We start from the raw sequence: 25,136 nt of genomic DNA on the forward strand, positions 1-25,136 counted from the left end.
GGCTCAGGCCGGGACGGCGTCCCACAGGGAACCGGCGGGTTCGGCCGAGGGGCGGAACCGGCGGACGATGACCACGCGGGTGACCCCGACGAGCCCGGTCATGATCGACAGCGGCGCGGTCACCTCGGCGACGACGGCAAGGCCGTAGGGATAGCCGTACAGACGCGCCACCATGGCCGTGCCGACCACCGCCGCGACCGCGAAGAACGGGAGCAGCACCGCGAGCGCCCCGACGGTCGCCCGCCGCGCCGCATCGGCGTGGAACCTGAGCACGGCGGACACCGCCGCGAGGACGCCGGCCCAGACGAACACCGCGCTGGCCGTGTAGAGGATCATCACCAGCCATGTCGGCACGTCCACCGTCCGTCCGAGGACCTGCTCCAACTCATCGCTGGACGTGCCGAACACCATGAAGAGCCCCGCGAACAGGCCCGGCAGCGCGCCGAGCAGGGACGCGGCCATCAGCCGCCCCGTCCGGTAGCGCAGCGGGACGACGCCGCGTTCGGACGCCCAGGCGCGGGCGAATCCGGCCGGGTCGCCGCCGACGTAGGACTGGGGGTCCCGGCCGTCCGCCAGCGCGACCCGCAGGTCCGCCGCCAGTTCACCGGCCATCTCCGCGCCGTCCTCGCGGGAGACACCGATGCGACGCCATGTCCGCTTGCATTGCCTGACGACCTTTTCGCTCATCGCGTGGCACCTTCCTCCCTGTGCGCCGAACCGGCGAGCACGGCGGAGACGCCTTCGGCGAGCAGCCCCCACTCCCTGGACCAGACGGCGAGCGCGCAAGCCCCCTCCGGCGTCGGCCGGTAGTACTTGCGGGCGGGGCCGCCGCCGCTCTCCACCAGGTACGACTCCACGAGGCCCTCGCGCTGCAGGCGGCCGAGCGCGGGATAGATCGACCCTTCGGCGACCGCGTCCAACCCGGCGGCGGCGAGCCGCTGCACCATCTCGTAGCCGTAGGCCGGCTCTTCGGCGACCACCGCGAGCAAGCACAGATCGAGGACGCCGCGCAACCACTGGCTCCTGCGCCGGGCCATATCTGTCATGCAGTGCATGGTACTGGGTGGCTACCTTGCAAGGCAAGATAGACAAGAGCGCACAGACCACCCATAGGGTCTCCGTATGCGCGCGGACGGGGACCTAGGGCGGTGGCCGCGCCTCGCGGACTTCGGCGTACCGCTGCTGCTGTTAGGCGTCCAGTTATCCATCACCTGGCTGCTGGCCGACTACAGCGCCCAGCGCTGGACGGTCATCACGATCCTGGACGTCCTGTCGGCGGGCGCGCTGGTGTGGCGGCGGGTCGTACCGGGGCCGGTGCTGGCGGTGACGGTACTGCTCAACGCGGCCGCCGTACCGGCGGCCGGCGCCGACGCGATCAGCGGAGTGTCCGATGCGGTCGCGCTGTACTCACTGGCGGTGCACCGCGGGCGCAGGCCGGCGGTCATCGGCTGCCTGGCGGCGTTCTCTGTCGCCTTCGCCGTGCAGGCGCCATATGCCAAGGGCGCCGGAGACCTGCTGGCCGGCGAGGTGCTGGACGCCTTCTCCTACCTGGTCATCACCGCCCTGGGCCAACTCCGGCGGCACCAGAAGGCAATGCGGCGCGACCTTCGAGCCCGGATCGAACAGGACAACCGGGCGGCGGCCGAGGCGGAACGCGAACGCCTCGCCCGGGACGTCCACGACATCGTGGGGCACAACCTGAGCGCCGTGGCCGTGCACAGCGGCGCCGCCGTCCGCCGTGCCGACCCGGAGCTGACCCGCCAGGCCCTCACCATCGCCGCCGGCACGGGCCGCGAGGTCCTGAAGTCGTTGAGCCGGCTGGTGGACGTGGTGGGCCCGCAGGCCGAGGGCGGCGAATTGAAGGCGCTGCTTCCGCCGCTGTGTCACGGTCTCACCAGGTTGGGGGTGCCCGTTTCCCTGACGGTGAAGGGACGCGTGCGAAGGCTGCCCGCCGAGGTGACCGCCACCGCGTACCGGATCGTCCAGGAGTCGCTCACCAACGCCATGCGGTACGCCTCCGGCGCCCCCGTGCAGGTCGCGGTCCGCCACCGATGTGCGGGCCAGTGCTCCGGCCTTCAGGCCGGGGGTGAAGGCCCGCGCGGGAGGGCCGCCGGGCCCGGGCGTGCGCTGACCGAACCGGCTCAGTGGGGGTCGTGGTCTTGGTCGGCGGTTTCGGCGATGGGGACGGGGACGATCGCGGCGATGCGGCGGCCCCGGTTGGTGATGTAGGTGATGCGTCCTCGGACGGCGGCGTCGTTGAGGACGTCGGCGAACTGGCGGCGTGCGTCGGCGACGCTCATCTCTTCCGACTCCATGCGCGTCAGTGTACAAGCACGAACTTCTATGTACATGGATGTACGATTCACGAGTGCGGCTCAGGTACAACTTCCGGCTCTACCCGACCCCTGGCCAGCAGCAGGCGCTGGCGAGGGCGTTCGGGTGTGCGCGGGTGGTGTTCAACGACGCTCTTCGCGTCCGCGGGGATGCGCATGCGGCCGGGCTGCCGTACCTGCCGGACGGGGATCTGTCCAAGCTGGTCATCACGCAGGCGAAGAAGACCACCGGGCGGGCGTGGCTGGGCGAGGTCTCGGCCGTGGTGCTCCAGCAGGCCCTGGCGGACCTGAACACCGCCTACCGCAACTTCTTCGCCTCGGTGTCGGGCAAGCGCAAAGGCCGCCGGGTCGCACCACCCCGGTTCCGGTCCCGCAAGGACGGGCGGCAGGCGATCCGGTTCACCCGCAACGCCCGCTTCACGGTCACGCCGGGCGGGAAGCTGCGCCTGCCCAAGATCGGGGACGTGCGGGTGCGCTGGTCCCGTCCGCTGCCGTCGGAGCCGTCGAGCGTGACGGTGATCAAGGACGCGGCCGGACGGTACTTCGCCTCCTTCGTCGTCGAGACGACGGGCGAACCCCTGCCGGAGGCGGCGGCGGAGGTCGGGATCGATCTGGGGTTGACGCATTTCGCGGTGACCTCCGACGGCCGGAAGATCACCAGCCCGAAGTTCCTGCGCCGCGCCGAACGCCGGCTGCGCAAAGCCCAGCAGGCGCTGTCGCGCAAGCAGAAGGGCTCGGCGAACCGGCGGAAGGCCGCCGCGAGGGTCGCGCGGCTGCACGCCCGCGTGGCCGATGTGCGGCGGGACCATCACCACAAGCTCTCCACACAACTGATCCGCGACAACCAAGCGGTCTACGTGGAGAACCTCGCGGTGAACGGTCTGGCCCGCACCCGGCTGGCCAAGTCCGTGCACGACGCGGGCTGGTCCCAGTTCGTGTCGATGCTGGAGTACAAGGCCGAACGGTACGGCCGCACCTTCGCGAAGATCGACCGCTGGTTCCCCTCCTCCAAGCTCTGCTCGGCGTGCGGGACGGTCACCGAATCCATGCCGCTGAACATCCGCGAGTGGGCCTGCCAGTGCGGCGCGGTCCACGACCGCGATGTCAACGCCGCTTCTGACCGTCGCTCAGTCGTCCTGCGGCGGCTTGATCAGGGACGGCTTTTCCGCGGGCTCAGCGGGTGCGTCGGAGGCTTTCGGGGGCTCGTCCTTGGTTAGGGACGGCTTCGGCGTCTCGGGCTCTGAGGGGGCTTCTGCGGGCTCGTCCTCGTCGGTGAGGAGGACGCCGACGACGGAGCGGATCTTGTCCTCGGGGATGGCGCCCGCGCGGAGCAGCCGGGGGACCGAGCCGGTCAGGTCCACGATCGTGGACGGGTCGGCGTGGCCGGAGACGCCGCCGTCCAGGTAGACCGACACCTTGTCGCCGAGCATCTTCTCGGCCTCGCCGGCGTTGCGGGCCGCGGGCTGTCCGCTCAGGTTCGCGCTGCTCACGGCCAGCGGGCCCGTCTCCTTGAGGAGTTCGACGGCCAGCTCGTGCATCGGCATCCGGATGGCGACGGTGCCCTTGGTCTCCCCGAGATCCCACACCAGGCTCGGGTTCGCGCGGCACACCAGCGTCAGCGCGCCGGGCCAGAACTCGTCGATGAGGTCCTGCCCGTAGATGCCGAGATCCTCCACGAGCGCCGCGGCGGCCCGCACGGAGCCCACCAGGACCGGCGGCGGCATCTCCCGGCCGCGGCCCTTCGCCTCCAGCAGCGCGGTCACGGCGGGCGGCGTGAACGCGTCCGCGCCGACCCCGTACACCGTGTCGGTCGGCAGGACGATCAGCTCACCGCGCCGCACGGCCGACATGGCCTCCGCGATCCCGCGTGTGCGCTCCATCGGGTCAGAGCAGTCGTAACGTCGGCTCACGGACCCATTTTCCCACGCCGCCCGCCAGGCTCAGGCCGCTTCCACCATGACGGCGACAGTAGACGGCTCGGGGATCGCCTCACCGTCCTCCCGCATACCTTCCAGATGGAACTCGATCGCCTCCTGGATGAGTTCGATGGTCTCCTCCAGCGTGTCCCCCGCCGCCACACAGCCAGGGAGGTCAGGGACATATGCGCCGTAGTTACTGCCCTCGGCCCACTCGACGACCACCGCGTACTTGCTCATCACGGCCTCCTCAGCCCCGCCTGCCTCAGGGATGCTTTGCTGGGTGGCCGGGTGCAAGTCACTCCCCGGCGCGCCCGCCACCGTCACGGTGCCCGGTTCGGTGGGACGTTTGAACTGCCGGTGGCTGCCTTTCGTCCTGGCCAAGCGCCGACCATCGGCCTCTACCAGCTTGATGATCTCCCGAACCTTCATGGGCACGAGAACTTCACCGACTTTCCGTCAATGATCAGTCACGGAAGGCAACGATAGAGGTGATCGCGTTCAGTGCGCGGGTGATCGCAGAAAGTCGGGAGGTCAGTCGGTGGCGAGGCGGGCGGTGACGAAGCGGTCCCGGTTGGTGAGGTCGCGGCGGTTGCGGACGTCGCGCCAGCCGTTCTCCTCGGCGAAGATCCAGTAGACGTCGTTGCCCTGCAGGTCGCTGTGCTCGACCGCCACGTAGCCGCCGGGACGCAGGAGGCGGCGGGCGGTGTGCTCAACTACGCGGATCGCGTCCAGGCCGTCGTCGCCGCCGCCCCACAGCGCGTCCGCCGGGTCGTGGTCGCGGACGTCCGGCGGGACGTACTCCCACTCGCTCATCGGGATGTAGGGCGGATTGCTGATCACGAGATCGACGGTGCCGTCCAGTTCGGGCAGCGCGGTCGCGAAGTCGTCCAGATGCAGGCGGACGCGGCCCCGCTCGTCCAGTTCCTCGACGTTGCGGGTCGCGTGGACGAAGGCCGTCGGGTCCTTCTCGACGGCATGGACGCGGGCACGGGGGGCCTCAAGGGCGATGGACAGCGCGATCGCGGCCGAACCGGTGCCGAGGTCCACGACGAGGGGGTCGCGGACGTCCATGTCGCGAAGGGTCTCCAGGGCCCAGCCGACCATCACCTCGGTCTCCGGACGCGGGACGAACACGCCGGGCCCGACCTTCAGCTCCAGGTAGCGGAAGTACGCCCGGCCGGTGATGTGCTGCAGGGGCTCCCCGGCCTCGCGGCGCGCGACGAACTCCCAGAACCGGGCGTCGAACGCGCTGTCGGGGACGCCGTGCAGCTCAGAGCGCCGCACCCGGTGCACGGCGGCGGCGAGTTCCTCGGCGTCGGCGCGGGGGGAGGCGGCCCCCGCGTCCGCGAGCCGGGCGGTGGCCCGGGCGATCTCGTCGAGCAGCAGGTTCATGATCCTTGGGCTTCGGCCAGACGGCGTTCCATGTCGGCGTCGACGAGCGCCTGGGTGACGTTGTGGAGGTCGCCGTCCAGCACCTGGTCGAGGTTGTAGGCCTTGTAGCCGACGCGGTGGTCGGAGATCCGGTTCTCCGGGAAGTTGTAGGTGCGCACCCGCTCGGAGCGGTCCACGGTGCGGACCTGGCTCTTGCGCTCGGCCGCCGCGGCGGCGTCGGCCTCCTCCTGCGCCATCGCCAGCAGCCGCGACCGCAGGATGCGCAGCGCCTGCTCCTTGTTCTGCAGCTGGCTCTTCTCGTTCTGGCACGAGACCACGACGCCGGTCGGCAGGTGCGTGATGCGGACCGCCGAGTCGGTCGTGTTGACGCTCTGCCCGCCCGGACCGGACGAGCGGTACACGTCGATGCGCAGGTCGTTCGGGTCGATCTGGACGTCGACGTCCGCGGCCTCGGGCGTCACCAGCACGCCGACGGCGCTGGTGTGGATGCGTCCCTGCGACTCGGTCGCGGGCACCCGCTGCACCCGGTGGACGCCGCCCTCGTACTTCAGCCGCGTCCAGACCCCCTCTTCGGCGGAGCCCTTGGCCTTCACGGCGACCGTGACGTCCTTGTACCCGCCGAGGTCGGACGGGTGCGCGTCGATGATCTCGGTCTTCCAGCCGATGCGCTCGGCGTACCGCAGATACATGCGCAGCAGGTCGCCGGCGAACAGCGCCGACTCCTCGCCGCCCTCCCCCGCCTTCACCTGGAGGATGACGTCCTTGGAGTCGCTCGGGTCGCGCGGGACGAGCAGCCGCCGCAGCCGCTCCTCCAGGTCCGCGCGGCGCCGGTCGAACTCCTCGGCCTCGGCGGCGAACGCCGCGTCCTCACCGGCCAGCTCGCGGGCGGTGGCGAGATCGTCCTGCGTGGACGCCAGCTCGCGGCGCGTCTCGACGATGGGCCGCAGTTCCGCGTAGCGCTTGCCGAGCTTGCGCGCCAGGGCCTGGTCGGCATGGACGGACGGGTCGGCGAGCCGCTCCTCGATGTCCGCGTATTCGCTGATCAGTTCGTCGAGATTCACGCTGTGTCCTGACCCGTTCCGGCCCGGAGCCGTCGCCGGCCCCCGGTCGCCGACTTCGAAAGACCCGGGGACGGCGAGTGTCCCCGGGCCGTTCCTGATATGTGTGCGGCGCTCGTCCTACTTGCCGGCCTTCTTCTTGCCGAAGCGCTGCTCGAAGCGCGCCACCCGGCCGCCGGTGTCGAGGATCTTCTGCTTGCCCGTGTAGAACGGGTGGCAGTTCGAGCAGACGTCCGCGTGGATCACGCCGTTCTCTGCGGTGCTGCGGGTCTCGAACGTGTTGCCGCACGTACACGTCACGGTCGTGACGCCGTAGTTCGGGTGGATGTCGGACTTCATGGGTTCTCCTCGCTTCGGGCGATCGCCGGGCGCCTCCGCGCTCGCACGGCCCTCATCTCACGCGACAGGGCCAGCGAAGGTGTGGGGGCGTGAACCGGTACCGCAGCGGTTGCACCTCAAGTGTGCCAGATACCCGAACGTGCGGAGGTCACCGGGCATTCCCGATCACGGACCGGCGGCGCCGTCCGGGGATCATCCGCCCGCGCGTCCCAGGTAGGCCAGGACCGCCATCACCCTGCGGTGCCCGCCCTGCGCGGGCTGCAGGTCCAGCTTCATGAAGATGTTCGAGATGTGCTTCTCCACGGCGCCCTCGGTGACGACGAGGTCCTCCGCGATCGCCCCGTTCGAGCGTCCCTGCGCCATCAGCCCGAGCACCTCGCGCTCGCGCGGCGTCAGCGACTCCAGCGGGTCGCCGGCGCGGCGCCGGCCGAGCAGCTGCCCGATCACCTCCGGGTCGATGACCGTCCCGCCGGCCGCGATGCGGCGGACCGCGTCGATGAACTCGGCGACGTCCGACACCCGCTCCTTCAGCAGGTAGCCGACGCCCTCCGCGCCGCCGCCGATCAGGTCCGTCGCGTACCGTTCCTCCACGTACTGCGACAGGACGAGGATCGGCGTGCCCGGACGCCGCGCCCGGACGGCCAGCGCCGCGCGCAGCCCCTCGTCGGTGAACGACGGCGGCATCCGGACGTCCACGATGGCGAGGTCGGGGTCGTGCTCCTCGACGATGCCGAGCAGCCCGGGACCGTCCCCCACGGTCGCCGCCGTCTCGATCCCGGCGTCGTCGAGCAGCCGGACGAGCCCTTCGCGCAACAGCACCGAATCCTCGGCGATCACAACCCGCATCCGCCCATTCTCGCCTCCCGCCCGCGCCCGTTCCAAAAGATCACCACCGGCGCGGGATCACCAGGAGCAGGGCAGGTCGGCGCGGATGATCGTGGGGCCGCCGGGCGGGCTGTCCACGATCAGCATGCCGTCGATCGTCGCGGCCCGGTCGGCGAGACCGGCGAGACCGCCCCCGGGCCGGGCGACCGCGCCGCCCGCCCCGTCGTCGATCACCTCGACGACCACCCAGCGGTCCTCGCGGGCCACCCGGACGGACGCCCGCGTCGCGCGGGCGTACTTCGCGATGTTCGCCAGCGACTCGGCGACGATGAAGTAGGCGATGCTCTCGACCGCAGCCGGCGGACGTTCCGGCAGGTCGACGTGCACCTCGACGGGCACGGGCGCGCGGCCGGCGAGCCCGGACAGCGCCGGGTCCAGGCCACGGTCGGTGAGGATCGCCGGGTAGATCCCGCGGGCCAGGTCGCGCAGCTCGGAGATCGCCTCCCTGGTGCCCGCGTGGGCCTGCTCGATCAGCGCCCGCGCGCCCTCGGGGTCCTGGTCGAGCTTGGCACGGGCACGCCCGATGTCCATCGCCACGGCCAGCAGCCGCTGCTGCGCGCCGTCGTGCAGGTCACGTTCGATGCGGCGGCGTTCGAACTCGGCGGCGTCCACCCCGCGGGCGCGGCTGGCGCGCAGGTGCTCGGTCCGCCTGCGCAGCTCGACGTTCTCCGCCTGCGCGGGGCTCGGGCCGAGCAGCAGCGCCGCGAACACGGTGTGCCCGACCGCCATCGCCCGCGTCACGTACATCGCCAGGACGAGGAACACCAGCCCCAGAGCCATGACCGGGACGGCCTCCAGCGGGTCGCCCGCCCAGTACGAGACGAACCCGAAGCCGACCTCGGCTCCGCCGTTCACCGCGACGACCAGCGGCAGGAACAACGTCATGCCCGTCGCCGCCCAGACCGCCGTGGACACGACGAACTCGACCAGCGTGACCGGGAACAGGACGGCGAGGTAGGCGAGGTCCTTCCAGGTGGCCGGGTCCGCCGCCATGCCCTTGAGCTTGACCAGCGGGTTGCGGGTGCCCGGCAGCCGCCGGTACGGGTCCGGGACGCGGACGCCGAACGCCGCCAGCACCAGCCTGCGCTCCAGCATCGCCCCGAACCGCCACGCGACCATCAGCAGCGCCAGCAGCGGCACGCCCACCCAGATGATCAGCAGCCCGAGGGACAGCGACAGCCCGACGGCCAGCACCACGAACCAGCCCAGCCCGAGCGCCATGCTGAACGCCAGGTAAAGCGCGGAACGCCAGGTCACCGACGACCGCACCATCGCGAGCGGCGCCCAGGAGCCGTTCAGGACGGACGGCGCGCCCCCGCCGCCCCGTGTCGCCGCGGCCCACCGCGCCGCCGCCCACTCCACGGCGCCCCCGCCGCCGGGTTCTCTGCTCAGCTCGCCCACATCGTCCTCCGTGCCCTGTCCAACCTACGGTCCAAGCGTGCCGGTCGGGAGGACGGGACGACCATGACGTGCGCCGCCGGATCCGGGGTGGGGCTAACCCCACCATGGGCCCGGACGCGAACCGGGACCCGGACGCGGAACGCCCCCGCCCGGTCACCCGGACGGGGGCGTTCACGCTTCGCCCGTTCAGCGATCGTCCGCCACCGTGGTCTTCTGCACCTGGAGCAGGAACTCGGCGTTGGACTTGGTCTCCTTCATCTTCTCGATGAGGAGCTCCAGCGCCTGCTGCGTGTCGAGCGCGTGCAGCACCCGGCGCAGCTGCCAGACGACCCGCAGCTCCTCGGGAGCCATGAGGATCTCCTCCTTGCGGGTGGACGACTGGTCGACGTCCACCGCCGGGAAGATCCGCTTGTCGGCCAGGCTCCGGTTGAGCTTCAGCTCCATGTTGCCGGTGCCCTTGAACTCCTCGAAGATGACCTCGTCCATGCGGGACCCGGTCTCCACCAGCGCGGTCGCGAGGATCGTCAGCGAGCCGCCGTTCTCGATGTTGCGCGCGGCGCCGAAGAACCGCTTCGGCGGGTACAGCGCGGTCGAGTCGACACCACCGGACAGGATCCGGCCGGACGCGGGCGCCGCCAGGTTGTAGGCGCGGCCCAGGCGGGTGATCGAGTCGAGCAGCACGACGACGTCGTGGCCCAGCTCCACCAGCCGCTTGGCGCGCTCGATCGCCAGCTCCGCGACCGTCGTGTGGTCCTCGGCGGGACGGTCGAAGGTCGAGTGGATGACCTCGCCCTTCACCGTCCGCTGCATGTCGGTGACCTCTTCGGGACGCTCGTCCACCAGGACGACCATCAGGTGGCACTCCGGGTTGTTCTTGGTGATCGCGTTGGCGATCGCCTGGAGCACCATCGTCTTGCCGGCCTTCGGCGGCGACACGATCAGCCCGCGCTGGCCCTTGCCGATCGGCGACACCAGGTCGATGATCCGCGTCGTCAGGATGCCCGGGTCGGTCTCCAGCCGCAGCCGCTCCTGCGGGTACAGCGGGGTCAGCTTGGTGAAGTCGACGCGGCCCTTGGCCTGCTCGGGCTCCATCCCGTTGACGGTGTCGAGCCGGACCAGCGCGTTGAACTTCTCGCGCCGTTCGCCCTCGCGGGCCTGCCGGACGGCGCCGGTGATGACGTCGCCCTTGCGCAGGCCGTTCTTGCGGACCTGCGCCAGCGACACGTACACATCGTTCGGGCCGGGCAGGTAGCCGGTCGTGCGGACGAACGCGTAGTTGTCGAGGATGTCGAGGATGCCCGCGACCGGGATGAGGACGTCGTCCTCGGTGATCACCGGCTCCTCGTAGCGCTCGCGGCCGCGGCCCCGGTTGCGCTCGCGGAACCTGCGTCCGCGCCGGCCCCGGCCGCCGCCGTCGTCCTCGTCGTGCTGGCCGCCGCCGCCCTGGCTCTGGCCGCGCTGACGGCCACCGCCCTGGTCACCCCGGTCGCCGCGGTCACCCCGGTCGCCGCGGTCACCCCGGTCACCGCGTTCGCCGCGTTCCCGGCCGCCGCGCTGGCGCTGGCGTCCGCCGCCCTCACGGCTCTCCCGCCCGTCGCGGCCGCCATCACGGCCGCCATCGCGTCCGCCCTGGGACTCGCCGTCCTCGGCGTTCTGGTCCCGGCCCTGCTCACGGCCCTGACGCTCGCCGGTCCCCCGGTCCTGCCTGTCGCCGCGCCGGCCGCCGCCCTGCCGGTCCGCCCGGTCGGTCTTCTCCGCCTTCTCGGCCTTCTCCGGCTTGTCGGCGGCCTTCTCCGTCTTCTCGGACGCGTCGGCCTGCTTGCCGGGCGCGGCCTGCTCGGCGGCCGGCACGGCGTCGGAGATGGTGACCTGGTCGTCGGAGACCTCGCGCTTGGCGGTCGCGGTGCGGGTCCGCCGGGGACGCTCGGTCTTCGCCGGGGCAGCGGCTCCCTGCTCGCCCCCCGCGGAGCCCTGCTCCTGGCCGCCGCCCTGCTTCTCCTGGATGGCGGCGATGAGCTGGCTCTTGCGCATCCCGGTCACGCCGGTGATGCCGAGGCTGGACGCGAGCGCCTTGAGTTCGGGCAGCACCATCGCCGAAAGGCCGGTGCCCGTCCGGCGGCGCCGGGGGGTGGCGGGCTCCGCGCCGGCCGGGGCGGCGTCGGCGGGTCCCGTGCTGGGTGCGTCCGTAAGGAGTTCGCTGGATTCGCTCACTAAGGGTCCTTCCCAGGGAGCGGGCGTTGGCCGGCGTTCGGCCAGTCGACCCGGTGGTGCGGCCCGGCGGGGGCGCCGGGACGGGCTCCGCTGATCACGATGGAACCGGGATCTGCGTGTTCTGGGCACAGCCAGATGGTGGACGGGACGTTCAGCTCGTGCGTGTCCCCGGTACCGCCACGTCCGAAGTTGTTTCGCTGGTATGCCTGACAACGGGATGTCACGGTGTCGGGGAGCCTAGTACGCGGGACCGACACGGCCGAAGGGCCGGACAGGCGACGCGTGGCTGACGAGCACGCTGCCCCGAACGGGGCATCTGGTGCGGCATTCAGCCTAACATCACCAGGGCACACTGCTATTCCCCAGAGGTCGAGGTCTTCGCATTTTACCTAGCCGGATCATGCCGGCACCGGCACCGGCCGGAGCGCCGCGAGGCCCCGCCCCCGGCGCCGCGATCAGGCCCGGACCTCGGGTTCTCCGGTCATGACGCGTGCGCCGCGGGTCGCGACGTCCAACGGGTGTATGTGCCACCCTTTACCCACTTCGGGAACTACTGAATCAACCCGTGATGCGTTTGTGAAGGCGAGGACAGTGGGTCCCGCCCCGGAAATCACCGCGGGCACGCCCGCGTCCCGCAGCCTGCGGACCAGGGCGGCGGACCCGGGCATCGCGGGCGCGCGGTAGTCCTGGTGGATCCGGTCCTCGGTCGCGTCCAGCAGGACGTCGTCGCCCAGCCCCGCCGTGAGCGCCGCGATGAGCAGCGCGGCACGCCCGGCATTGGCGGCGGCGTCCCCGTGCGGGACGGTCCCGGGCAGCAGCTCGCGCGCCCGCTCGGTCGCCAGCCGCTGCTCGGGGACGATCGCCACGACCCGCGTGACCTGCGACTCCAGCCGGACGAGCCGCGGCCCGGCCGGCGTCGTCCAGGCGACGGTCAGGCCGCCGGCGAGGCACGGCGCCACATTGTCGGGATGCCCCTCGATCTCGGTGGCGAGGCGCAGCGCCGCGGCGTCGTCGAGAAGCTTGCCGTCCGGGTGCAGCGCGCGGGCCGCGACGATCCCGGCGACGATCGCGGCGGACGAGGAGCCCAGGCCGCGGCTGTGCGGGATCCGGTTGCGGCAGCGCAGCCGGACGCCCTCCGGCCGGGCGGGGCCGGATCCGGACAGGCCGTCGAGGACGTCGAACGTCCGGCGCAGCACCCTGACGATGAGATGGCGCTCACCCCGGTCGGCGACCTCGGCGCCCTCGCCGTCCACCTCGATGGACACCCCGCCGCCGGTCAGCTCGACCTCGACGTCGTCGTACAGGGTCAGCGCCAGGCCGAGCGAGTCGAAGCCCGGCCCCAGGTTGGCGCTGGTCGCCGGGGCCCGGACCAGCACCGGGCCTTCGGCCCAGCCCACGCTCACGCGAGGCCGAGTTCGGCGGCGGCGGAGTGCGCGTCCACCTTGATGACGGTCGGTGCGGGGGCACCGGAGATGGCCCAGTCGGGGTCCTTGAGGCCGTTGCCCGTCACCGTGCAGACGACCCGGGAACCGGGCGTGACGACGCCCTGCTCACTCGCCTGCAGAAGGCCGGCGACGCTCGCCGCGGAGGCGGGCTCTACGAAGACCCCCTCTTCCCTGGCGAGGAGCCTGTAGGCGGCGAGGATCTGCCGGTCGGTGACCGAGTCGATCGCGCCACCGGACTCGTCGCGCGCCGCGACGGCCAGGTCCCAGGACGCGGGGTTGCCGATCCGGATCGCGGTCGCGATCGTCTGCGGCTTCAGGACGGGCTCGCCCTTCACGAACGGCGCCGCACCGCTGGCCTGGAAGCCCAGCATGCGCGGGGTCCTGGACGCCTCCTTGTCGGCCGCGTACTCCTTGTACCCCATCCAGTACGCGGAGATGTTGCCGGCGTTTCCGACGGGCAGGCAGTGGACGTCGGGGGCGTCGCCCAGCGCGTCCACGATCTCGAACGCCGCCGTCTTCTGGCCCTGCAGCCGGTACTTGTTGACGGAGTTGACCAACGCCACCGGGTAGTCGACCGACAGTTTCCGGGCCAGTTCGAGGCAGTCGTCGAAGTTCCCGTCCACCTGGAGCAGCCGCGCGCCGTGCACCAGCGCCTGCGCCAGCTTGCCCATCGCGATCTTGCCGTTGGGGACGAGGACCGCGCAGGTCATCCCGGCCCGGACCGCGTACGCGGCGGCGGACGCCGAGGTGTTGCCGGTCGAGGCGCAGATCACCGCCTTCGCGCCGTCCTCGGCGGCCTTGCTGATCGCCATCGTCATGCCGCGGTCCTTGAAGGAACCGGTCGGGTTGGCGCCCTCGACCTTGAGGAACACCTCGCAGCCGGTCAGCTGGGCCAGCCGGGGGGCGGGCAGCAGCGGGGTGCCGCCCTCCAGCAGCGTGACGACCGGTGTCGCCTCCGTCACCGGAAGCCGGTCGCGGTACTCCTCGATAAGACCACGCCACGCGCGGGCGTTCGGGTTCACGTCGGTCTCCCTGAATGACCTGGGATGTTGCCCGAAGTCTACCGGGGCCACGATCGCCGTTCTCCGCCCCGGTGGCGGCTCATTCGTCGCCCTCGACGCGCATGACGCTCGTCACCTCGCGGACGATCTCCAGCCTGCGCAGCCCCTCCACCGTCGCGGCCAGAGCCGCGTCCGGCGCCCGGTGCGTCACGACCACGAGCTGCGCCTCCGCGCCAAGCCCGACCTGCCGGACGGCCTGAATCGACACCCCCTGCCTGGCGAACTCCTCGGCGACCGTGGCGAGGACACCGGCCTCGTCGGTCACGTCCACCTCGACGTAGTAGCGCGTGACCGTCTCACCCATCGGCAGGACCGGAAGCTTCGCGTACGTGACCTCCACGGGGCCCGGTGTGCCGCCGACCACGTTCCGCGCCACCGCGACCAGGTCGCCGAGGACCGCGGACGCCGTCGGAGCGCCGCCCGCGCCCGCGCCGTAGAACATCAGCGAGCCCGCGGACTCGGCCTCCACGAACACCGCGTTGTACGCCTCGCGGACGCTCGCCAGCGGGTGCGACCTCGGAATCATCGCCGGATACACGCGAACGGACACGCCGCGGCCGTTGCGCCCGTCCGCCGAGGGGACGCGCTCGCAGATGGCCAGCAGCTTGACCACGCAGTCCATCCCCTTGGCGCCCGCCACGTCGGCGGCCGTGACCTCGGTGATGCCCTCGCGGTGGACGTCCGCGGCCGTGACGGGCGTGTGGAAGGCGAGCTGCGCCAGGATCGCCGCCTTGGCCGCCGCGTCGAAACCCTCCACGTCCGCCGTCGGATCGGCCTCCGCGTAGCCGAGCGCCTGCGCCTCCTCCAGCGCGTCGTTGAACCCGGCGCCGTGCGTGTCCATCTGGTCGAGGATGTAGTTGGTGGTGCCGTTCACGATGCCGAGCACCCGGTGCACATGGTCGCCGACCAGGGAGTCCCTGAGCGGCCGCAGCAGCGGGATCGCGCCCGCGACGGACGCCTCGTAGTACAGGTCGGCGCCGTACTCGCGGGCCGCCGCGAACAGCGTCGCGCCGTCCTCGGCCAGCAGCGCCTTGTTCGCGGTGATGACCGACTTGCCGGACTTCATCGCCTCCAGCATCAGCGTCCTGGCCGGCTCGATCCCGCCGATGACCTCGATGACGATATCGACGTCGTCCCTGGTCACCAGCGCCTGCGCGTCCGTGGTCAGCAACTCGGGCGGGACGCCCGCGCGCACCCGGTCGGGCCTGCGGACGGCGATCCCGGCCAGTTCCAGCGGCACCCCGACACGCGCGGCCAGATCCTCCGCCTGCTCGTTCAGCAGCCGGACGACCTCCGTGCCGACCACCCCGCATCCGAGCAGCGCAACGCGCAGTCCGGGTTTCACGCTTCGACCTCCGCATCGAGCCGGAGCAGGTCCTCGGCGCTCTCCCGGCGGACGATCACGCGCGACCTGCCGTCCCGCACCGCCACCACGGCCGGCTTCGGGACGAAGTTGTAGTTGCTGGCCATCGACCGACAGTACGCACCCGTCGCCGCCACCGCCACCAGGTCACCCGGCGCGAGATCTTCGGGGAACCACAGGTCGCGCACGACGATGTCACCGCTTTCGCAGTGCTTGCCGACAAGCCTACTGAGCATGGGCGATGCCTCGGACGACCGGCTCGCGAGCACCCCGGTGTACTCGGCGCCGTACAGCGCGGTGCGCAGATTGTCGCTCATGCCGCCGTCCACCGACACGTACGTGCGCAGGCCCTCGACGTCCTTGACCGTGCCGACCTCGTACAGCGTGATGCCGCCCGGCCCGATGATCGCCCGGCCCGGCTCCACGGTCAGCCGCGGCATCGCCAGCTCGTACGCCCGGCACTCGCGGGCGACGATGGCCCGCAGGCCGTCGGCCATCGACTTGGGGTCGTGCGGCTCCTCGCCCGGCACGTACGCGATGCCGTAGCCGCCGCCCAGGTCCAGCTCCGGAAGCTCGATCCCGTGCTCGTCCCGGATCGCCACGAGCAGCTCGGCCAGCCGGTGCGCGGCCACCTCGAACCCGTCCACGTCGAAGATCTGCGACCCGATGTGGCTGTGCAGCCCCACCAGTTCGAGCTGCTTCAGCTCCAGCACCCGCCGGACCGCCTCCAGCGCGGCCCCCGAACTCCGCGAGAACCCGAACTTCTGGTCGTCATGAGCGGTCGCGATGAACTCATGGGTGTGCGCCTCGACCCCGGTGGTGACACGCACCATCACCTTGGGGTGGACCCCCATCTCCTGGGCCAGATACCCCAGCCGCGCTATCTCCTCGAACGAATCGAGCACGATCCGCCCGACACCGACCTCCAGAGCCTTCTCCAGCTCCCAGGGCGCCTTGTTGCTCCCGTGCAACGTGATGCGCTCCGTGGGGAAGCCCGCCGCCAACGCCACGGCAAGCTCACCCCCACTGCACACGTCCAGCCCGAGGCCCTCCTCCTTGAGCCACCGGGCGACGGCGGTACACAGGAACGCCTTGCCCGCATAGTGGACGTCCCCGTCATGGAACGCCGCCGCGTACTCCCTGGCCCGGCTCCGCACGTCCTCCTCGTCGTAGACGTACAGAGGCGTCCCGTACTCCCTGGCCAGATCCCGCACATCGACGCCACCGACCGTGAGGACGCCCTCCTCCCGCGTGGCGCTCCGCGGCCACACGATGGGCTCCAGCGCGTTCAGATCGTCCGCCGGCCCGGCCGGATGGTCCTCAGGCAGGACGTCCGCGTGCCGCGGTCCGGCTGGATGTACTCGACTCATATCCGCTCTCTAGGGGTCTCACCGATCATGTTCAGCCCATTGCCGAGGACGACCTCGACCGCCCGCGCCAAGCCCACCCGTCCCGCATGAACCGCCGTAGGCTCCTCATCGCCCCGGGGCACCGCGGGACATCGCTCGTGCACGTCGTGGTACGCCCCGGCCACCTTCTCCAAACAGAACATCAGCGGCCCGGCATCCCGTTCCCGCTCCGCCTGCTTGGCCCGCCCCGGCACATCCCCCAAGGCCCACACGAGCTCGGCCTCCAGAGCCCCGGCGTCCAGCGGCCCCTCGCGGACCCCGAACTCCCGGGCCCACCGCCGCACCCAGCAGGCCCGCGCATAGGCATAACGCACCGAAAACCCGGGATTGGCGAACGTCCGGGGCCACTCGTCCCACCGCTCCGCCGGCACCCGCGCGCCCCCGTACCCGGGGTCACCGAGAATCCCGTCCACCAACTCCCCCGCGGACACGACGACCCGGACGAACCCGGGCCCGGCCACCACACCCCCGACCCGCCGCGCTATCACCGCCGGATCAACGCCCAACCGCAGCGCCACGGGACTCTCGAAAACCCCGCCACCCCGCCCGAAGACCACGGCACTCTCAGGCACGGCGACATCGAACTCACCCTCGGCCACAGCATCCCGCACCGCGGCCACAAGGGCATCGCTCACACCGGCTGGAGTCACCCTGGTGAGACTATCCGACCACTATTTGGACACCACAGCGAGTTTCCGCACCGTCTGGATCAGCTGATTCGGATCGAACGGCTTGGTCACGTAGGCGTCGACACCGATCTCATACCCCCGCCGCACATCATGCTCCTGCGCCCGCGCAGTGATCATCACGACCCGGATGTGCGCCGTCCCCGGATCCTCCCGCAGCCTGACCGCGGTGACCCACCCGTCCAGCCTGGGCATCATCACATCCAGCGTGATGACGTCCGGCCGCACCTCGGCAACCTTGTCCAGGCAGTCCTGACCGTCCACCGCGGTCGACACCTCGAACCCCTCCAGTTGCAGGTTCACGGCGATGAGCTGGCGGATCACCTCGTCATCATCGACGACCAGCACGCGTCCCAGTGGCTCGGTCACGGCTCGAAGTTAGCCCACTCCACACCCCGCGCGCACGGCGAAATCCCACGTGCACGTCACCCCCCCAACCCTGGTAACCTTCTACCGCGCCACAACAAGGGCGCAGGGCCCCCTTAGCTCAGGGGATAGAGCAACGGCCTCCGGAGCCGTGTGCGCAGGTTCGAATCCTGCAGGGGGCACCGACTCGTCACCAGCGGAAACGTTCGCTGACCTGCCCGAACAACACCAGGCCCCGCCCGGGTGCGTGTGCGGCCAGGTGCCACCGGATTTTCCCGGCTCCTTCCTGGCCATCCAGCAGGTGGGCTGGTCACCCCGGCGGGAGATGTGTCTGCGTGCCAACCGCGTGGGGTTCCGTCCGCCGTCCGCCGTGTGTCGTCCGCCGTGCGCCTACCGCTCCCGGACGGCGTAGGTCAGGTGCGTCACCCTCGGGGAGGACTCCGCGCGGACCTGCTCCAGGGCCACGCGGCCCGCGTCCACGCCCTCGAACAGGCGGATGCCGGAGCCGAACAGCACGGGTGACAGCGCGATCGAGAACTCGTCGATCAGGCCGGCGTTCACGTACTCCAGGATCGTCGCGCCGCCGCCCGCGATGCGGACGTCGCGGTCACCGGCGGCCTCGCGGGCCAGGTCGAGCGCGTGCTCGATGCCGTCGTTGACGAAGTGGAAGGTGGTCCCGCCCGGACGCTCCCAGGGGTCGCGCTTCTCGTGCGTCACGACGAAGACCGGAGTGTGGAACGGCGCCTCCTCCGGCCACGCCTGCTCGCCGACGTCGAACATGCGCTTGCCCATCACGCTCGCGCCGGTGCGCTCGAACGTCTCCCGCAGGATGTCGTTGTCGCGCCCCTCCTCGCCGCCCTCTCCGAGCTTCAAATTCTCCCGGAAGAACCGCTGCGGGAAGACCCACCGCTGCAGTTCCATCCACTGCCGCCCCATCAACTCCTCGGGAGACTCGGGCGCGATGAACCCGTCCAGCGACATCGACACGCTGAAGAACACCTTCCCGGCCATCAGCCCTCCGCTCCCTTCCGAACGATCTCGGTGACGTAGCCGGCCAGGTTGCTCAGGGTCTGCCGGCCGCCCTCGATCGCGTGGTACTTCTCGACCGCCTCGTCGCGCAGCCCCCTGGTGGGGAACACCGTGCGCATCTCAAGCCGGGTCGCCGCGCCGTCGGGCTCGAGCGTCAGGACCGACTCGAAGGTGTTCGGGTCGCCGCGGGACTCACCGTGCAACAGTGCGATCCGCTCCGGCGGGGCGATCTCGGTCCAGGAGATCCACTCGGCGTAGTCCGTCCCGTCCGGTCCGTGCATCACGAAGTCCCACTCCCCGCCGACACGGAACTCGAACGACCGCGTGGTGGTGGTGAACCCCTCCGGTCCCCACCACCGCGACAGGTGCCGGACCTCGGTGAACGCCTCGAACACCAGCTCTGGTGGGGCGTCGATGACCCTGGAAATAACGATCTCGCGGTCGGCGGTCGCGGACTGCGCCGACGCCCCTCGTCCTGTTGCGCTCATCAGCTACTCCTCCTGCGTTGCCTGCTTCAGGTCCTGCACGTACGCGTCCAGCCGGTCGAAGCTCTCGTTCCAGAACCGCTCGAACCCGCCGGTCCATTCGTGGACCGGCCGCAGTCCGTGAGCGTCGAGGCCGTACAGGCGCTGCTTGCCCGCCTTGCGGTCCCGCACCAGCCCGACCTCCCGGAGCACCCGCAGGTGTTTGGACGCCCCCGGCTGGGTCATCCCCAGCTCCCGGGCCAACTCGGTCACCGGCCGCTCACCCGCCCGCAGCAGCACCAGGATCTCCCGGCGCTGCGGCTCGGCGATCGCGTTGAAGACGTCCGACGTCGTCGCTGCTCGTGCCATGTCCGCCATCATATTCCCATATCGGCATACGTTCAAGCCGACAGAGGCGGGTCTTGTCAGATGACGATCGTGACCCTTGCCACCCGAACAAGGCACCCGACTGAGCGCCACCCTTGAGGTAGGAGGCCGACGCACCTGGCCAACGCCCTCTTATGCCGTGTGGTCGGTCTGGTCTTGCGCCTGAAGCAGGCGCAGCGTCGCGGGTATGACTTCGTTCGATGAGCTTCTTGGAGCGACGCCCGGCGCTGGGACCGTCGGTGGGGACGTCCTGCGGTCGGCGACACTCGCCTACCTGGCCCGGTACAAGGGTGACTCGCGCATGCACACCGAGTCGGATCTGCGGATCTACCTGACCTGGTGCGCCGAACGGCACCTGGAGCCCTTGGCGGTACGGCGCGCGCATGTGGAGATGTACGTGCGGTGGCTGCAGGAGGTCTGCCGGTTCCGGCCCTCGACCGTGTCCCGGCGACTATCGGTGGTGGCCGACTTCTACCGCACCTGCGTGATCGACGGGATCCTGGAACACTCGCCCGCCGACCACGTCCGACGCCCCAACGTCCCACCCGAATCGCCCACCCTCGGGTTGTCACATCTGCAGTTCGAGGCCCTGCTGTCGGCCGCACGTGCCTCAGCCAACCCCAACGACTTCGCGCTGGTCGCGATGCTCGGGCTGCGGATCTTCGAGGCCACCAGCGCTGACATCGACGACCTGGGCGAAGAACACGGCCACCGAGTCCTGCGCGTCGTCGGCAAGGGCACCCGGACCGTGCTGATACCTCTCCCGCCGGCAGCCGGCAGCCGGCAGAGCCATCGACCACGCCACGGGTGAACGGAGGGCCCGGCCGATCCTGCTCAACACCCGCGGGGCCCAGATGCATCGGCACGCCGCCACCCGCCGCCTGCGCCGGCTCGCCGCCAAATCCGTCGTCCGGTTGCCGCGGATGCACCCGCACATGCTCCGCCACACCTTCGTGACCACCATGCTCGACGTCGGCGTCGACCTGCGCGACGTGCAGGTTCGCAGCACGCCACGCAGACCCGCGCACCACCATGCGCTACGACCGAGCCCGCAACAACCTCGACCGCCACCCCAACTACATCCTCGCTACCTACATGGCCTCCGGCACCCGAACCAAGAAGAAGCTGCCCCGTATGTCCCGGTCCACCGAATAGCAAAAGAGCTGCCATTGCTGGAGCAGCGGATTATACAAGGAGAGGCGAAACCACCCAAAACGGCAAATCGTTACAGCGGCTTCGACAACTCGGTCAGCGCCGCTCGGCTCCCACTGCGGCCCCGGCCGTTTGGCGCAATGCGTCCCTTGGTCGTTGCCGCGCCGCCGGTCGGCCAGGAAGTGACCGTGAGCCCGCCGTAGCGGCACCCGTTGGCGCCGACGACTACCACGGAGACAGTCGACAAGAATCTTGTGACTCTTCATGCCTACAGTGCAACTCAATGGGAAATGACCGAATATGTTTGTGGTATGGATGAGGAGCGTGTGACGGCAGTTAAGCGGCGCAATCCGGTCCTGACCTGGTTGGTCTGGCCGCTCATCACTCTTGGGATCTATTACTTTGTGTGGTGGTACAAGATCAACCGAGAAGCACGCGACTCGAGCGTGGAGGTAAGCCCAGGCCTGGCCCTACTGGCTGTCCTCATCGGGTGGGTCATCATCGTGCCGCCCTACATCTCCATCTTCCGGACGGGTGAGCGGATTGCGCGCATGCAGGACTCGGCCAACCAACGGCCCTCCTGTAACGGCTGGATCGGGCTGATCTTGTCGTTCTTCTTCGGGCTCCATGCGCTCTACTACCAAATCGAGCTGAACCGGATCTGGGAGCACGAATCCAAGCATCCATCCCCTAGCAAGCAGCACTGACGCAGGGGCAGCACCGACCGGTGACGGCCAGCATGACGAGCAGGTCTCGAGGGCCCCGTTGAGCCGCATGGCAGGCCGGCGCCGCCGGCGCGTTGGTGTCAGCGACGGCCCCCAGCGCCAGCATCGGCAGCGACGTTGGACGACGCGTCGGCACGGGCCCGGACGAGCCGCCGCGATCGCTCCCCACTCTCCACGCGATCAAGTGTGCTCTCACCCTCGTCGTCGACACCAACCCAATCCGAGCCGGGCCGAGACGCCCGGATTGCGCATGTAGCGCGTCAGATGGGTCCTCAGCATGGCCGGGACAACCGTTGGGTCGACGCCGGACAGCTGCGAGTACTGGTCACCAGCATGGAGATCCGGGTCTCTGGTGGCTGCCTCGGCTTGTTCGCCGGGGAAGGTCGGCTTCGGAAATGTCAGAGCCGTCGTCGATGCTGGGAAGGTAATCAGTGGCTCGTGCCCATCCATCTCGCGAACGCCGTCGTACCGTAGCGTCGCTGACCGCCGAGTTCCCCTGGGCGCAGTACGGCGTGTAAGAGTTCATGGGCCTCTGGGATCTCGTTGCCGTTGCACCGGTGCGGGCGTCCTCTTCTGCCGCAAATGGAGCGTGCAGCTTCCGCTTGTGCCGCATAGTGCAGTGGAGTGCTGCACTGGCGGTTGTAAAAGATCTTTAACAGATCCCCTGTTCACAACGTTGTCGCCACCGATGGGAGGACTGCGGTCCCAGCTCTGTTCACGGCGTGTGACACCGCGTGTTCCTCGGGGGTGGTGCGCGTCACCGGGTCGAGAAGCGCATTTCCGGCGTCGGCTTTGCTGGTTGCGGCTGCCGCAACCCCCTGGTTGGCGGACAGGCCCGCGTTCGCACGTAACACGTCCAGGACAGCGCGCCGCGCGCGTCAGACAAGATCCCGGGTTGAGAGCGGCCAGGCGGCGCAGGACGCGGTTGGTCACGTTGTCGGCGTACAGGCAGACGTGCACATCCGCGTGCGGATGAACACGTACAACGCGATGGGCGTCCCGGTGCTCGCCGACCTTGGCTTGCGACGGACTCAGCCGGTCACGGGCCGCCGGCGTCCACACCGGGGAATGACGGCCGTCCGCTCTCGTAGGGGATCCACCGGAAACCGTCGGTGAAGCGGACGAAGGCGTTCATCGGCACGCCGAGCCGGACGTCCTCGGCCACGACCAGGCCGGGCAGCGCGCCCGCCGCGAGTTCTTCGGACCACTCCCGCCGCAGCTCGACCGGATCGACGAAGACCTCCGGATCCCAGCCGACTCGCGCGGCGCGGTATCCGGTGAGCGTGGCCAGGAGGGTGTACAGGCCGGAGCCCAGCTCGCTCAGTTCTTCCGACGTCAGCCGCAGCTGAGGCCGGTTCCCGTCAAGCGCTACCTTGCATCCCTCTCCCTGCCGAAAACCTCGTCCGTGCAGGTCAACCCGTCCGGAACCGTCCAAGCCCGGCGCCACTGCCTGCCAGGCACTACGTCTCTCACCTGCACGGACGTAGTTTTCGGCAAGCACAACCTGGTTCTGGTGACGGAGCACCAGCAACTCCACGTCCTTGGACAGATCAGACCGGACCACAATCACCAGCAGTCCCAGCAAGCTCCGGACCACCCGGTACAGCACCGACAACAACACCTCGAGATGGTCACAGTGACTGCGATGGCCCCGCAGCAAAATCCCAGCTCAGAGCACGAAACCGAGTATCCGAGCGGTACACGGTGTCCGTGCGGGGAGATGGCGTCCTGCCAGGTCGTGTAGGGGAACAAGGCATCGGTTGCGTCATGTGCCGGTCCTGGCCGCGTCGACCGCCGCTTGCACGGTGGGATAAACGTGCCTCAGCTCCGTCTTGGCTTCGGCGGTGCGCAACACGTCCCGAACCTGACCCACGTCGCGGGCAAGCAGGAGCCGGACTCCGCGGGCCTCCAGTTCCTCGGCCAGCTCGTCGAGCATGCGTACCGCGCTGACGTCGATGAAGGGGACCGTCTCGGCGTCGATCACGACCACCGTCGCCCCTTCCCGGCCGACGGCACTTCGTACCGTGGACCGGATCCGCTCGGCGTTGGCGAAGTAGATGCCCGCCTCGACGCGCAGCACGATCACCCCCGGGATCCTGCGGCTGTCCGTGTGCCTGTCGAGCGCGGCGAAGTGTCCGTTCCCCGGCAGTTGCCCCAGCTCGTTGATGACCGGGCGCGAGGAGCGGTAGAGGAGCAGGAGCAACGAGGCACCGATGCCGATGAAGAGGCCGGGCAGCGTGTCGAAGATCATCACCCCGAGCATCGCGGCGACCGCGGTGACGAAGTCGGGTCGCGCGGCGACGCCGTAGTCCTGGCCGAGCCTGCGGGTGAAAACGCGATAGAGGGCGACCAGGGAGGGGATGTCGACCAGTTCGACCACCGCCGCGACCACCACCCCCGCGAGCACCGCCTCGGGGAGCTTCTCGAAGAGGCCGGTGAAGAAGAGCAGCGTGATCACGGTGAGGAGGGCGACGAAGACCCCGGACAGCTGGGTGCGTGCGCCCGCCGACCAGTTGACGGCGGTCTTCGAGAGGCTGCCGTTGACGGCCATGCCGCTGGACAGGCCGGCGCCCAGGCCGGCGGCCCCGAGCCCGATCAGCTCGCGGTTGGCGTCAACCTCGTAGTGGTCGCGGGTGGCGTAACTCTTCGCCGCCCCGAGTCCCTCGGCGAAGGCGACGAGCAGCACGCCGACACTTCCGGCGGCGAGGCCGCCGAGGTCGTCCACCGAGACATCGGGGAAGCCGAACGAGGGCAGCCCGGTCTCGATCCTGCCGACGACATCGACCCCATGGTCCTCCAGGTCGAAGGCCGCTGCCGCCGCGATCCCCAGCGCCACCGCGATCAGCGAGCCGGGCACGAACGGGGTGACCCGCTTGAGGACGAGGATCAGCAGGAGGCTGCCGACGCCGACCAGGACGGTGAGGCCACTGGTTCCGCCGAGGGCGCCGATCAGGGCCCAGATCTTCTCGAAGAAGTCCCCCGACGCGCCCTCGACGCCGAACAGCTTCGGCAGCTGGCCCGCGATGATCGTCAGCGCCAGGCCGACGATGAAGCCTTTCAGCACCGGCTCGGAGATGAAACCGGCGAGGAAGCCGAGGCGCAGCAGTCCGGCAAGGAGCGCCGCGATGCCCACCGTCACGGCCAATGCCGCCGTCATCGCAGTGCGGAAGTCCGCACTCGAACCGCCTGCGGCCTCACCGACGATCGCCGCCGAGAGCGCCGCCGTCGCCGCCATCGGCCCGACCACCAGGTGCTTGGAGCTGCCGAAGGCGGCGTAGAGGATCAGGGCGGCGGGCGCGGCGTAGAGGCCGACCACGGGCGAGACGCCGGCGATCGTCGCGTAGGCGAGCGCCTCGGGCACGAGAACCGCCCACACCGTCACCCCGGCCAGGGCGTCCCGCCCCAGCCATTGCCGCCGGTATCCCCGCAGTGAAGGGAACAGCCCGAGCATGCTCGGCCTCATCAGGAGGAGAGATCACTGATGGCGTTGCCCACCAGCTTCGCGGCGAGA

At 70.2% G+C, this 25,136-nt stretch carries 26 protein-coding genes, 1 tRNA gene and 2 pseudogenes; 7 read left to right on the top strand and 22 right to left on the bottom strand.

All coding sequences use genetic code 11. The features are described from left to right. Window positions 1-3 precede the first annotated feature (3 nt). Both ACQP1N_RS27355 and ACQP1N_RS27360 read right to left on the bottom strand, forming a co-directional pair. Window positions 4-687, bottom strand: a complete 684-nt coding sequence (locus ACQP1N_RS27355; RefSeq protein WP_433227467.1) for a hypothetical protein — start codon at window positions 685-687, stop codon at window positions 4-6. Further along, on the bottom strand, window positions 684-1,046 hold the full coding sequence (locus tag ACQP1N_RS27360; RefSeq protein ID WP_084263498.1) for a PadR family transcriptional regulator: 363 nt from the start codon (window positions 1,044-1,046) through the stop codon (window positions 684-686). Before ACQP1N_RS27360 ends, ACQP1N_RS27355 begins: the two co-directional genes overlap by 4 nt. 547 nt (window positions 1,047-1,593) lie before the next feature. On the opposite strand from ACQP1N_RS27360, the pseudogene ACQP1N_RS27365 reads away from it, so the two are divergent. Then, window positions 1,594-1,782, top strand: a pseudogene (locus ACQP1N_RS27365) (histidine kinase); the annotation flags it as partial. A gap of 359 nt (window positions 1,783-2,141) precedes the next feature. Here the strand turns inward: ACQP1N_RS27365 and ACQP1N_RS27370 are convergent. Next, a complete protein-coding gene (locus ACQP1N_RS27370) occupies window positions 2,142-2,315 on the bottom strand; it encodes a type II toxin-antitoxin system prevent-host-death family antitoxin (RefSeq protein ID WP_131732855.1) in 174 nt (57 codons plus the stop codon). 53 nt (window positions 2,316-2,368) lie between these two features. On the opposite strand from ACQP1N_RS27370, the gene ACQP1N_RS27375 reads away from it, so the two are divergent. Beyond that, window positions 2,369-3,550, top strand: a complete 1,182-nt coding sequence (locus ACQP1N_RS27375; protein ID WP_433227468.1) for an RNA-guided endonuclease InsQ/TnpB family protein — start codon at window positions 2,369-2,371, stop codon at window positions 3,548-3,550. On the opposite strand, the gene ACQP1N_RS27380 is transcribed toward ACQP1N_RS27375, so the two are convergent. From ACQP1N_RS27380 to ACQP1N_RS27445, 14 genes are all read right to left on the bottom strand, one after another. Beyond that, a complete protein-coding gene (locus ACQP1N_RS27380; RefSeq protein WP_084263367.1) occupies window positions 3,461-4,243 on the bottom strand; it encodes an L-threonylcarbamoyladenylate synthase in 783 nt (260 codons plus the stop codon). The two genes, ACQP1N_RS27375 and ACQP1N_RS27380, sit on opposite strands and share 90 nt — an antisense overlap. A 30-nt stretch (window positions 4,244-4,273) precedes the next feature. Then, entirely contained in the window at window positions 4,274-4,681 is a 408-nt protein-coding gene (locus tag ACQP1N_RS27385) for a type II toxin-antitoxin system HicB family antitoxin (RefSeq protein ID WP_084263368.1), read from the bottom strand. A 102-nt stretch (window positions 4,682-4,783) separates the two neighbouring features. Then, window positions 4,784-5,644 (bottom strand): peptide chain release factor N(5)-glutamine methyltransferase, encoded by an 861-nt coding sequence (prmC, locus tag ACQP1N_RS27390; protein WP_067805057.1) that lies wholly within the window; start codon window positions 5,642-5,644, stop codon window positions 4,784-4,786. Continuing rightward, complete coding sequence (gene prfA / locus ACQP1N_RS27395; RefSeq protein WP_433227469.1) at window positions 5,641-6,705, bottom strand: peptide chain release factor 1; 1,065 nt, start codon at window positions 6,703-6,705, stop codon at window positions 5,641-5,643. The genes prmC and prfA overlap by 4 nt, the downstream gene beginning before the upstream one ends. A 117-nt stretch (window positions 6,706-6,822) precedes the next feature. After that, window positions 6,823-7,041 (bottom strand): 50S ribosomal protein L31, encoded by a 219-nt coding sequence (gene rpmE / locus ACQP1N_RS27400; protein ID WP_067805063.1) that lies wholly within the window; start codon window positions 7,039-7,041, stop codon window positions 6,823-6,825. A 192-nt stretch (window positions 7,042-7,233) separates the two neighbouring features. Beyond that, complete coding sequence (locus ACQP1N_RS27405; RefSeq protein ID WP_067805066.1) at window positions 7,234-7,887, bottom strand: response regulator transcription factor; 654 nt, start codon at window positions 7,885-7,887, stop codon at window positions 7,234-7,236. A 57-nt stretch (window positions 7,888-7,944) separates the two neighbouring features. After that, window positions 7,945-9,327 (bottom strand): sensor histidine kinase, encoded by a 1,383-nt coding sequence (locus ACQP1N_RS27410; protein WP_242609014.1) that lies wholly within the window; start codon window positions 9,325-9,327, stop codon window positions 7,945-7,947. Between the two features lie 186 nt (window positions 9,328-9,513). After that, complete coding sequence (rho, locus tag ACQP1N_RS27415; protein WP_433227470.1) at window positions 9,514-11,538, bottom strand: transcription termination factor Rho; 2,025 nt, start codon at window positions 11,536-11,538, stop codon at window positions 9,514-9,516. Between the two features lie 455 nt (window positions 11,539-11,993). Then, the gene (gene thrB / locus ACQP1N_RS27420) at window positions 11,994-12,935 is read right to left on the bottom strand and encodes a homoserine kinase (protein WP_131732968.1); all 942 of its coding nucleotides are present in this window, start codon (window positions 12,933-12,935) and stop codon (window positions 11,994-11,996) included. Between the two features lie 2 nt (window positions 12,936-12,937). After that, window positions 12,938-14,005, bottom strand: coding sequence for a threonine synthase (gene thrC, locus ACQP1N_RS27425; RefSeq protein ID WP_067805075.1), 1,068 nt, complete (start codon window positions 14,003-14,005; stop codon window positions 12,938-12,940). Between the two features lie 79 nt (window positions 14,006-14,084). After that, window positions 14,085-15,389 (bottom strand): homoserine dehydrogenase, encoded by a 1,305-nt coding sequence (locus ACQP1N_RS27430; RefSeq protein WP_433227471.1) that lies wholly within the window; start codon window positions 15,387-15,389, stop codon window positions 14,085-14,087. Further along, complete coding sequence (gene lysA, locus ACQP1N_RS27435) at window positions 15,386-16,777, bottom strand: diaminopimelate decarboxylase (protein ID WP_067805078.1); 1,392 nt, start codon at window positions 16,775-16,777, stop codon at window positions 15,386-15,388. Before lysA ends, ACQP1N_RS27430 begins: the two co-directional genes overlap by 4 nt. Continuing rightward, window positions 16,774-17,334, bottom strand: coding sequence for a DALR anticodon-binding domain-containing protein (locus tag ACQP1N_RS27440; RefSeq protein ID WP_169804059.1), 561 nt, complete (start codon window positions 17,332-17,334; stop codon window positions 16,774-16,776). The genes lysA and ACQP1N_RS27440 overlap by 4 nt, the downstream gene beginning before the upstream one ends. 153 nt (window positions 17,335-17,487) lie before the next feature. Further along, a complete protein-coding gene (locus tag ACQP1N_RS27445; RefSeq protein ID WP_067805102.1) occupies window positions 17,488-17,850 on the bottom strand; it encodes a response regulator transcription factor in 363 nt (120 codons plus the stop codon). Window positions 17,851-17,978: 128 nt separating this feature from the next. Between ACQP1N_RS27445 and ACQP1N_RS27450 the strand changes: the two genes are divergently transcribed. Continuing rightward, window positions 17,979-18,050, top strand: a tRNA-Arg gene (locus ACQP1N_RS27450). A 208-nt stretch (window positions 18,051-18,258) separates the two neighbouring features. Here the strand turns inward: ACQP1N_RS27450 and ACQP1N_RS27455 are convergent. The 3 genes from ACQP1N_RS27455 to ACQP1N_RS27465 are packed head-to-tail and all read right to left on the bottom strand — an operon-like array spanning window position 18,259 to window position 19,730. Continuing rightward, on the bottom strand, window positions 18,259-18,879 hold the full coding sequence (locus ACQP1N_RS27455; protein ID WP_067805084.1) for a dihydrofolate reductase family protein: 621 nt from the start codon (window positions 18,877-18,879) through the stop codon (window positions 18,259-18,261). Further along, window positions 18,879-19,385 (bottom strand): SRPBCC family protein, encoded by a 507-nt coding sequence (locus ACQP1N_RS27460; RefSeq protein ID WP_433227472.1) that lies wholly within the window; start codon window positions 19,383-19,385, stop codon window positions 18,879-18,881. Before ACQP1N_RS27460 ends, ACQP1N_RS27455 begins: the two co-directional genes overlap by 1 nt. A 3-nt stretch (window positions 19,386-19,388) precedes the next feature. Continuing rightward, a complete protein-coding gene (locus ACQP1N_RS27465) occupies window positions 19,389-19,730 on the bottom strand; it encodes an ArsR/SmtB family transcription factor (protein ID WP_067805104.1) in 342 nt (113 codons plus the stop codon). Between the two features lie 205 nt (window positions 19,731-19,935). Here ACQP1N_RS27465 and ACQP1N_RS27470 point away from each other — a divergent pair, with 205 nt between their 5' ends. From ACQP1N_RS27470 to ACQP1N_RS27485, 4 genes and pseudogenes are all read left to right on the top strand, one after another. Continuing rightward, window positions 19,936-20,559, top strand: coding sequence for a tyrosine-type recombinase/integrase (locus ACQP1N_RS27470; protein ID WP_433227473.1), 624 nt, complete (start codon window positions 19,936-19,938; stop codon window positions 20,557-20,559). Between the two features lie 43 nt (window positions 20,560-20,602). Beyond that, window positions 20,603-20,689, top strand: a pseudogene (locus tag ACQP1N_RS27475) (hypothetical protein); the annotation flags it as partial. A gap of 91 nt (window positions 20,690-20,780) precedes the next feature. Beyond that, a complete protein-coding gene (locus ACQP1N_RS27480) occupies window positions 20,781-20,903 on the top strand; it encodes a hypothetical protein (RefSeq protein WP_433232931.1) in 123 nt (40 codons plus the stop codon). A gap of 308 nt (window positions 20,904-21,211) precedes the next feature. Then, window positions 21,212-21,607, top strand: coding sequence for a DUF4234 domain-containing protein (locus tag ACQP1N_RS27485; protein ID WP_067805090.1), 396 nt, complete (start codon window positions 21,212-21,214; stop codon window positions 21,605-21,607). Between the two features lie 1,057 nt (window positions 21,608-22,664). Here ACQP1N_RS27485 and ACQP1N_RS27490 read toward each other — a convergent pair. Both ACQP1N_RS27490 and ACQP1N_RS27495 read right to left on the bottom strand, forming a co-directional pair. After that, window positions 22,665-23,246, bottom strand: a complete 582-nt coding sequence (locus tag ACQP1N_RS27490; RefSeq protein ID WP_433227474.1) for a hypothetical protein — start codon at window positions 23,244-23,246, stop codon at window positions 22,665-22,667. A gap of 144 nt (window positions 23,247-23,390) precedes the next feature. Beyond that, entirely contained in the window at window positions 23,391-25,076 is a 1,686-nt protein-coding gene (locus tag ACQP1N_RS27495; RefSeq protein WP_433227475.1) for a SulP family inorganic anion transporter, read from the bottom strand. Window positions 25,077-25,136: the final 60 nt, after the last annotated feature.

Origin of the sequence: Actinomadura formosensis, from assembly GCF_050948385.1 — a bacterium.
GTDB classification, from domain to species: domain Bacteria; phylum Actinomycetota; class Actinomycetes; order Streptosporangiales; family Streptosporangiaceae; genus Spirillospora; species Spirillospora formosensis.

Coding starts and splice junctions, on each gene's coding strand:
- ACQP1N_RS27355 (WP_433227467.1), bottom strand. CDS start 687: ATGAGCGAAAAGGTCGTCAGGCAATGCAAGCGGACATGGCGTCGCATC.
- ACQP1N_RS27360 (WP_084263498.1), bottom strand. CDS start 1,046: ATGACAGATATGGCCCGGCGCAGGAGCCAGTGGTTGCGCGGCGTCCTC.
- ACQP1N_RS27370 (WP_131732855.1), bottom strand. CDS start 2,315: ATGGAGTCGGAAGAGATGAGCGTCGCCGACGCACGCCGCCAGTTCGCC.
- ACQP1N_RS27385 (WP_084263368.1), bottom strand. CDS start 4,681: ATGAAGGTTCGGGAGATCATCAAGCTGGTAGAGGCCGATGGTCGGCGC.
- prmC (WP_067805057.1), bottom strand. CDS start 5,644: ATGAACCTGCTGCTCGACGAGATCGCCCGGGCCACCGCCCGGCTCGCG.
- rpmE (WP_067805063.1), bottom strand. CDS start 7,041: ATGAAGTCCGACATCCACCCGAACTACGGCGTCACGACCGTGACGTGT.
- ACQP1N_RS27405 (WP_067805066.1), bottom strand. CDS start 7,887: ATGCGGGTTGTGATCGCCGAGGATTCGGTGCTGTTGCGCGAAGGGCTC.
- lysA (WP_067805078.1), bottom strand. CDS start 16,777: ATGAGTCGAGTACATCCAGCCGGACCGCGGCACGCGGACGTCCTGCCT.
- ACQP1N_RS27455 (WP_067805084.1), bottom strand. CDS start 18,879: ATGGCCGGGAAGGTGTTCTTCAGCGTGTCGATGTCGCTGGACGGGTTC.
- ACQP1N_RS27460 (WP_433227472.1), bottom strand. CDS start 19,385: ATGAGCGCAACAGGACGAGGGGCGTCGGCGCAGTCCGCGACCGCCGAC.
- ACQP1N_RS27465 (WP_067805104.1), bottom strand. CDS start 19,730: ATGGCACGAGCAGCGACGACGTCGGACGTCTTCAACGCGATCGCCGAG.
- ACQP1N_RS27470 (WP_433227473.1), top strand. CDS start 19,936: ATGACTTCGTTCGATGAGCTTCTTGGAGCGACGCCCGGCGCTGGGACC.
- ACQP1N_RS27480 (WP_433232931.1), top strand. CDS start 20,781: ATGCGCTACGACCGAGCCCGCAACAACCTCGACCGCCACCCCAACTAC.
- ACQP1N_RS27485 (WP_067805090.1), top strand. CDS start 21,212: ATGGATGAGGAGCGTGTGACGGCAGTTAAGCGGCGCAATCCGGTCCTG.
- ACQP1N_RS27495 (WP_433227475.1), bottom strand. CDS start 25,076: ATGCTCGGGCTGTTCCCTTCACTGCGGGGATACCGGCGGCAATGGCTG.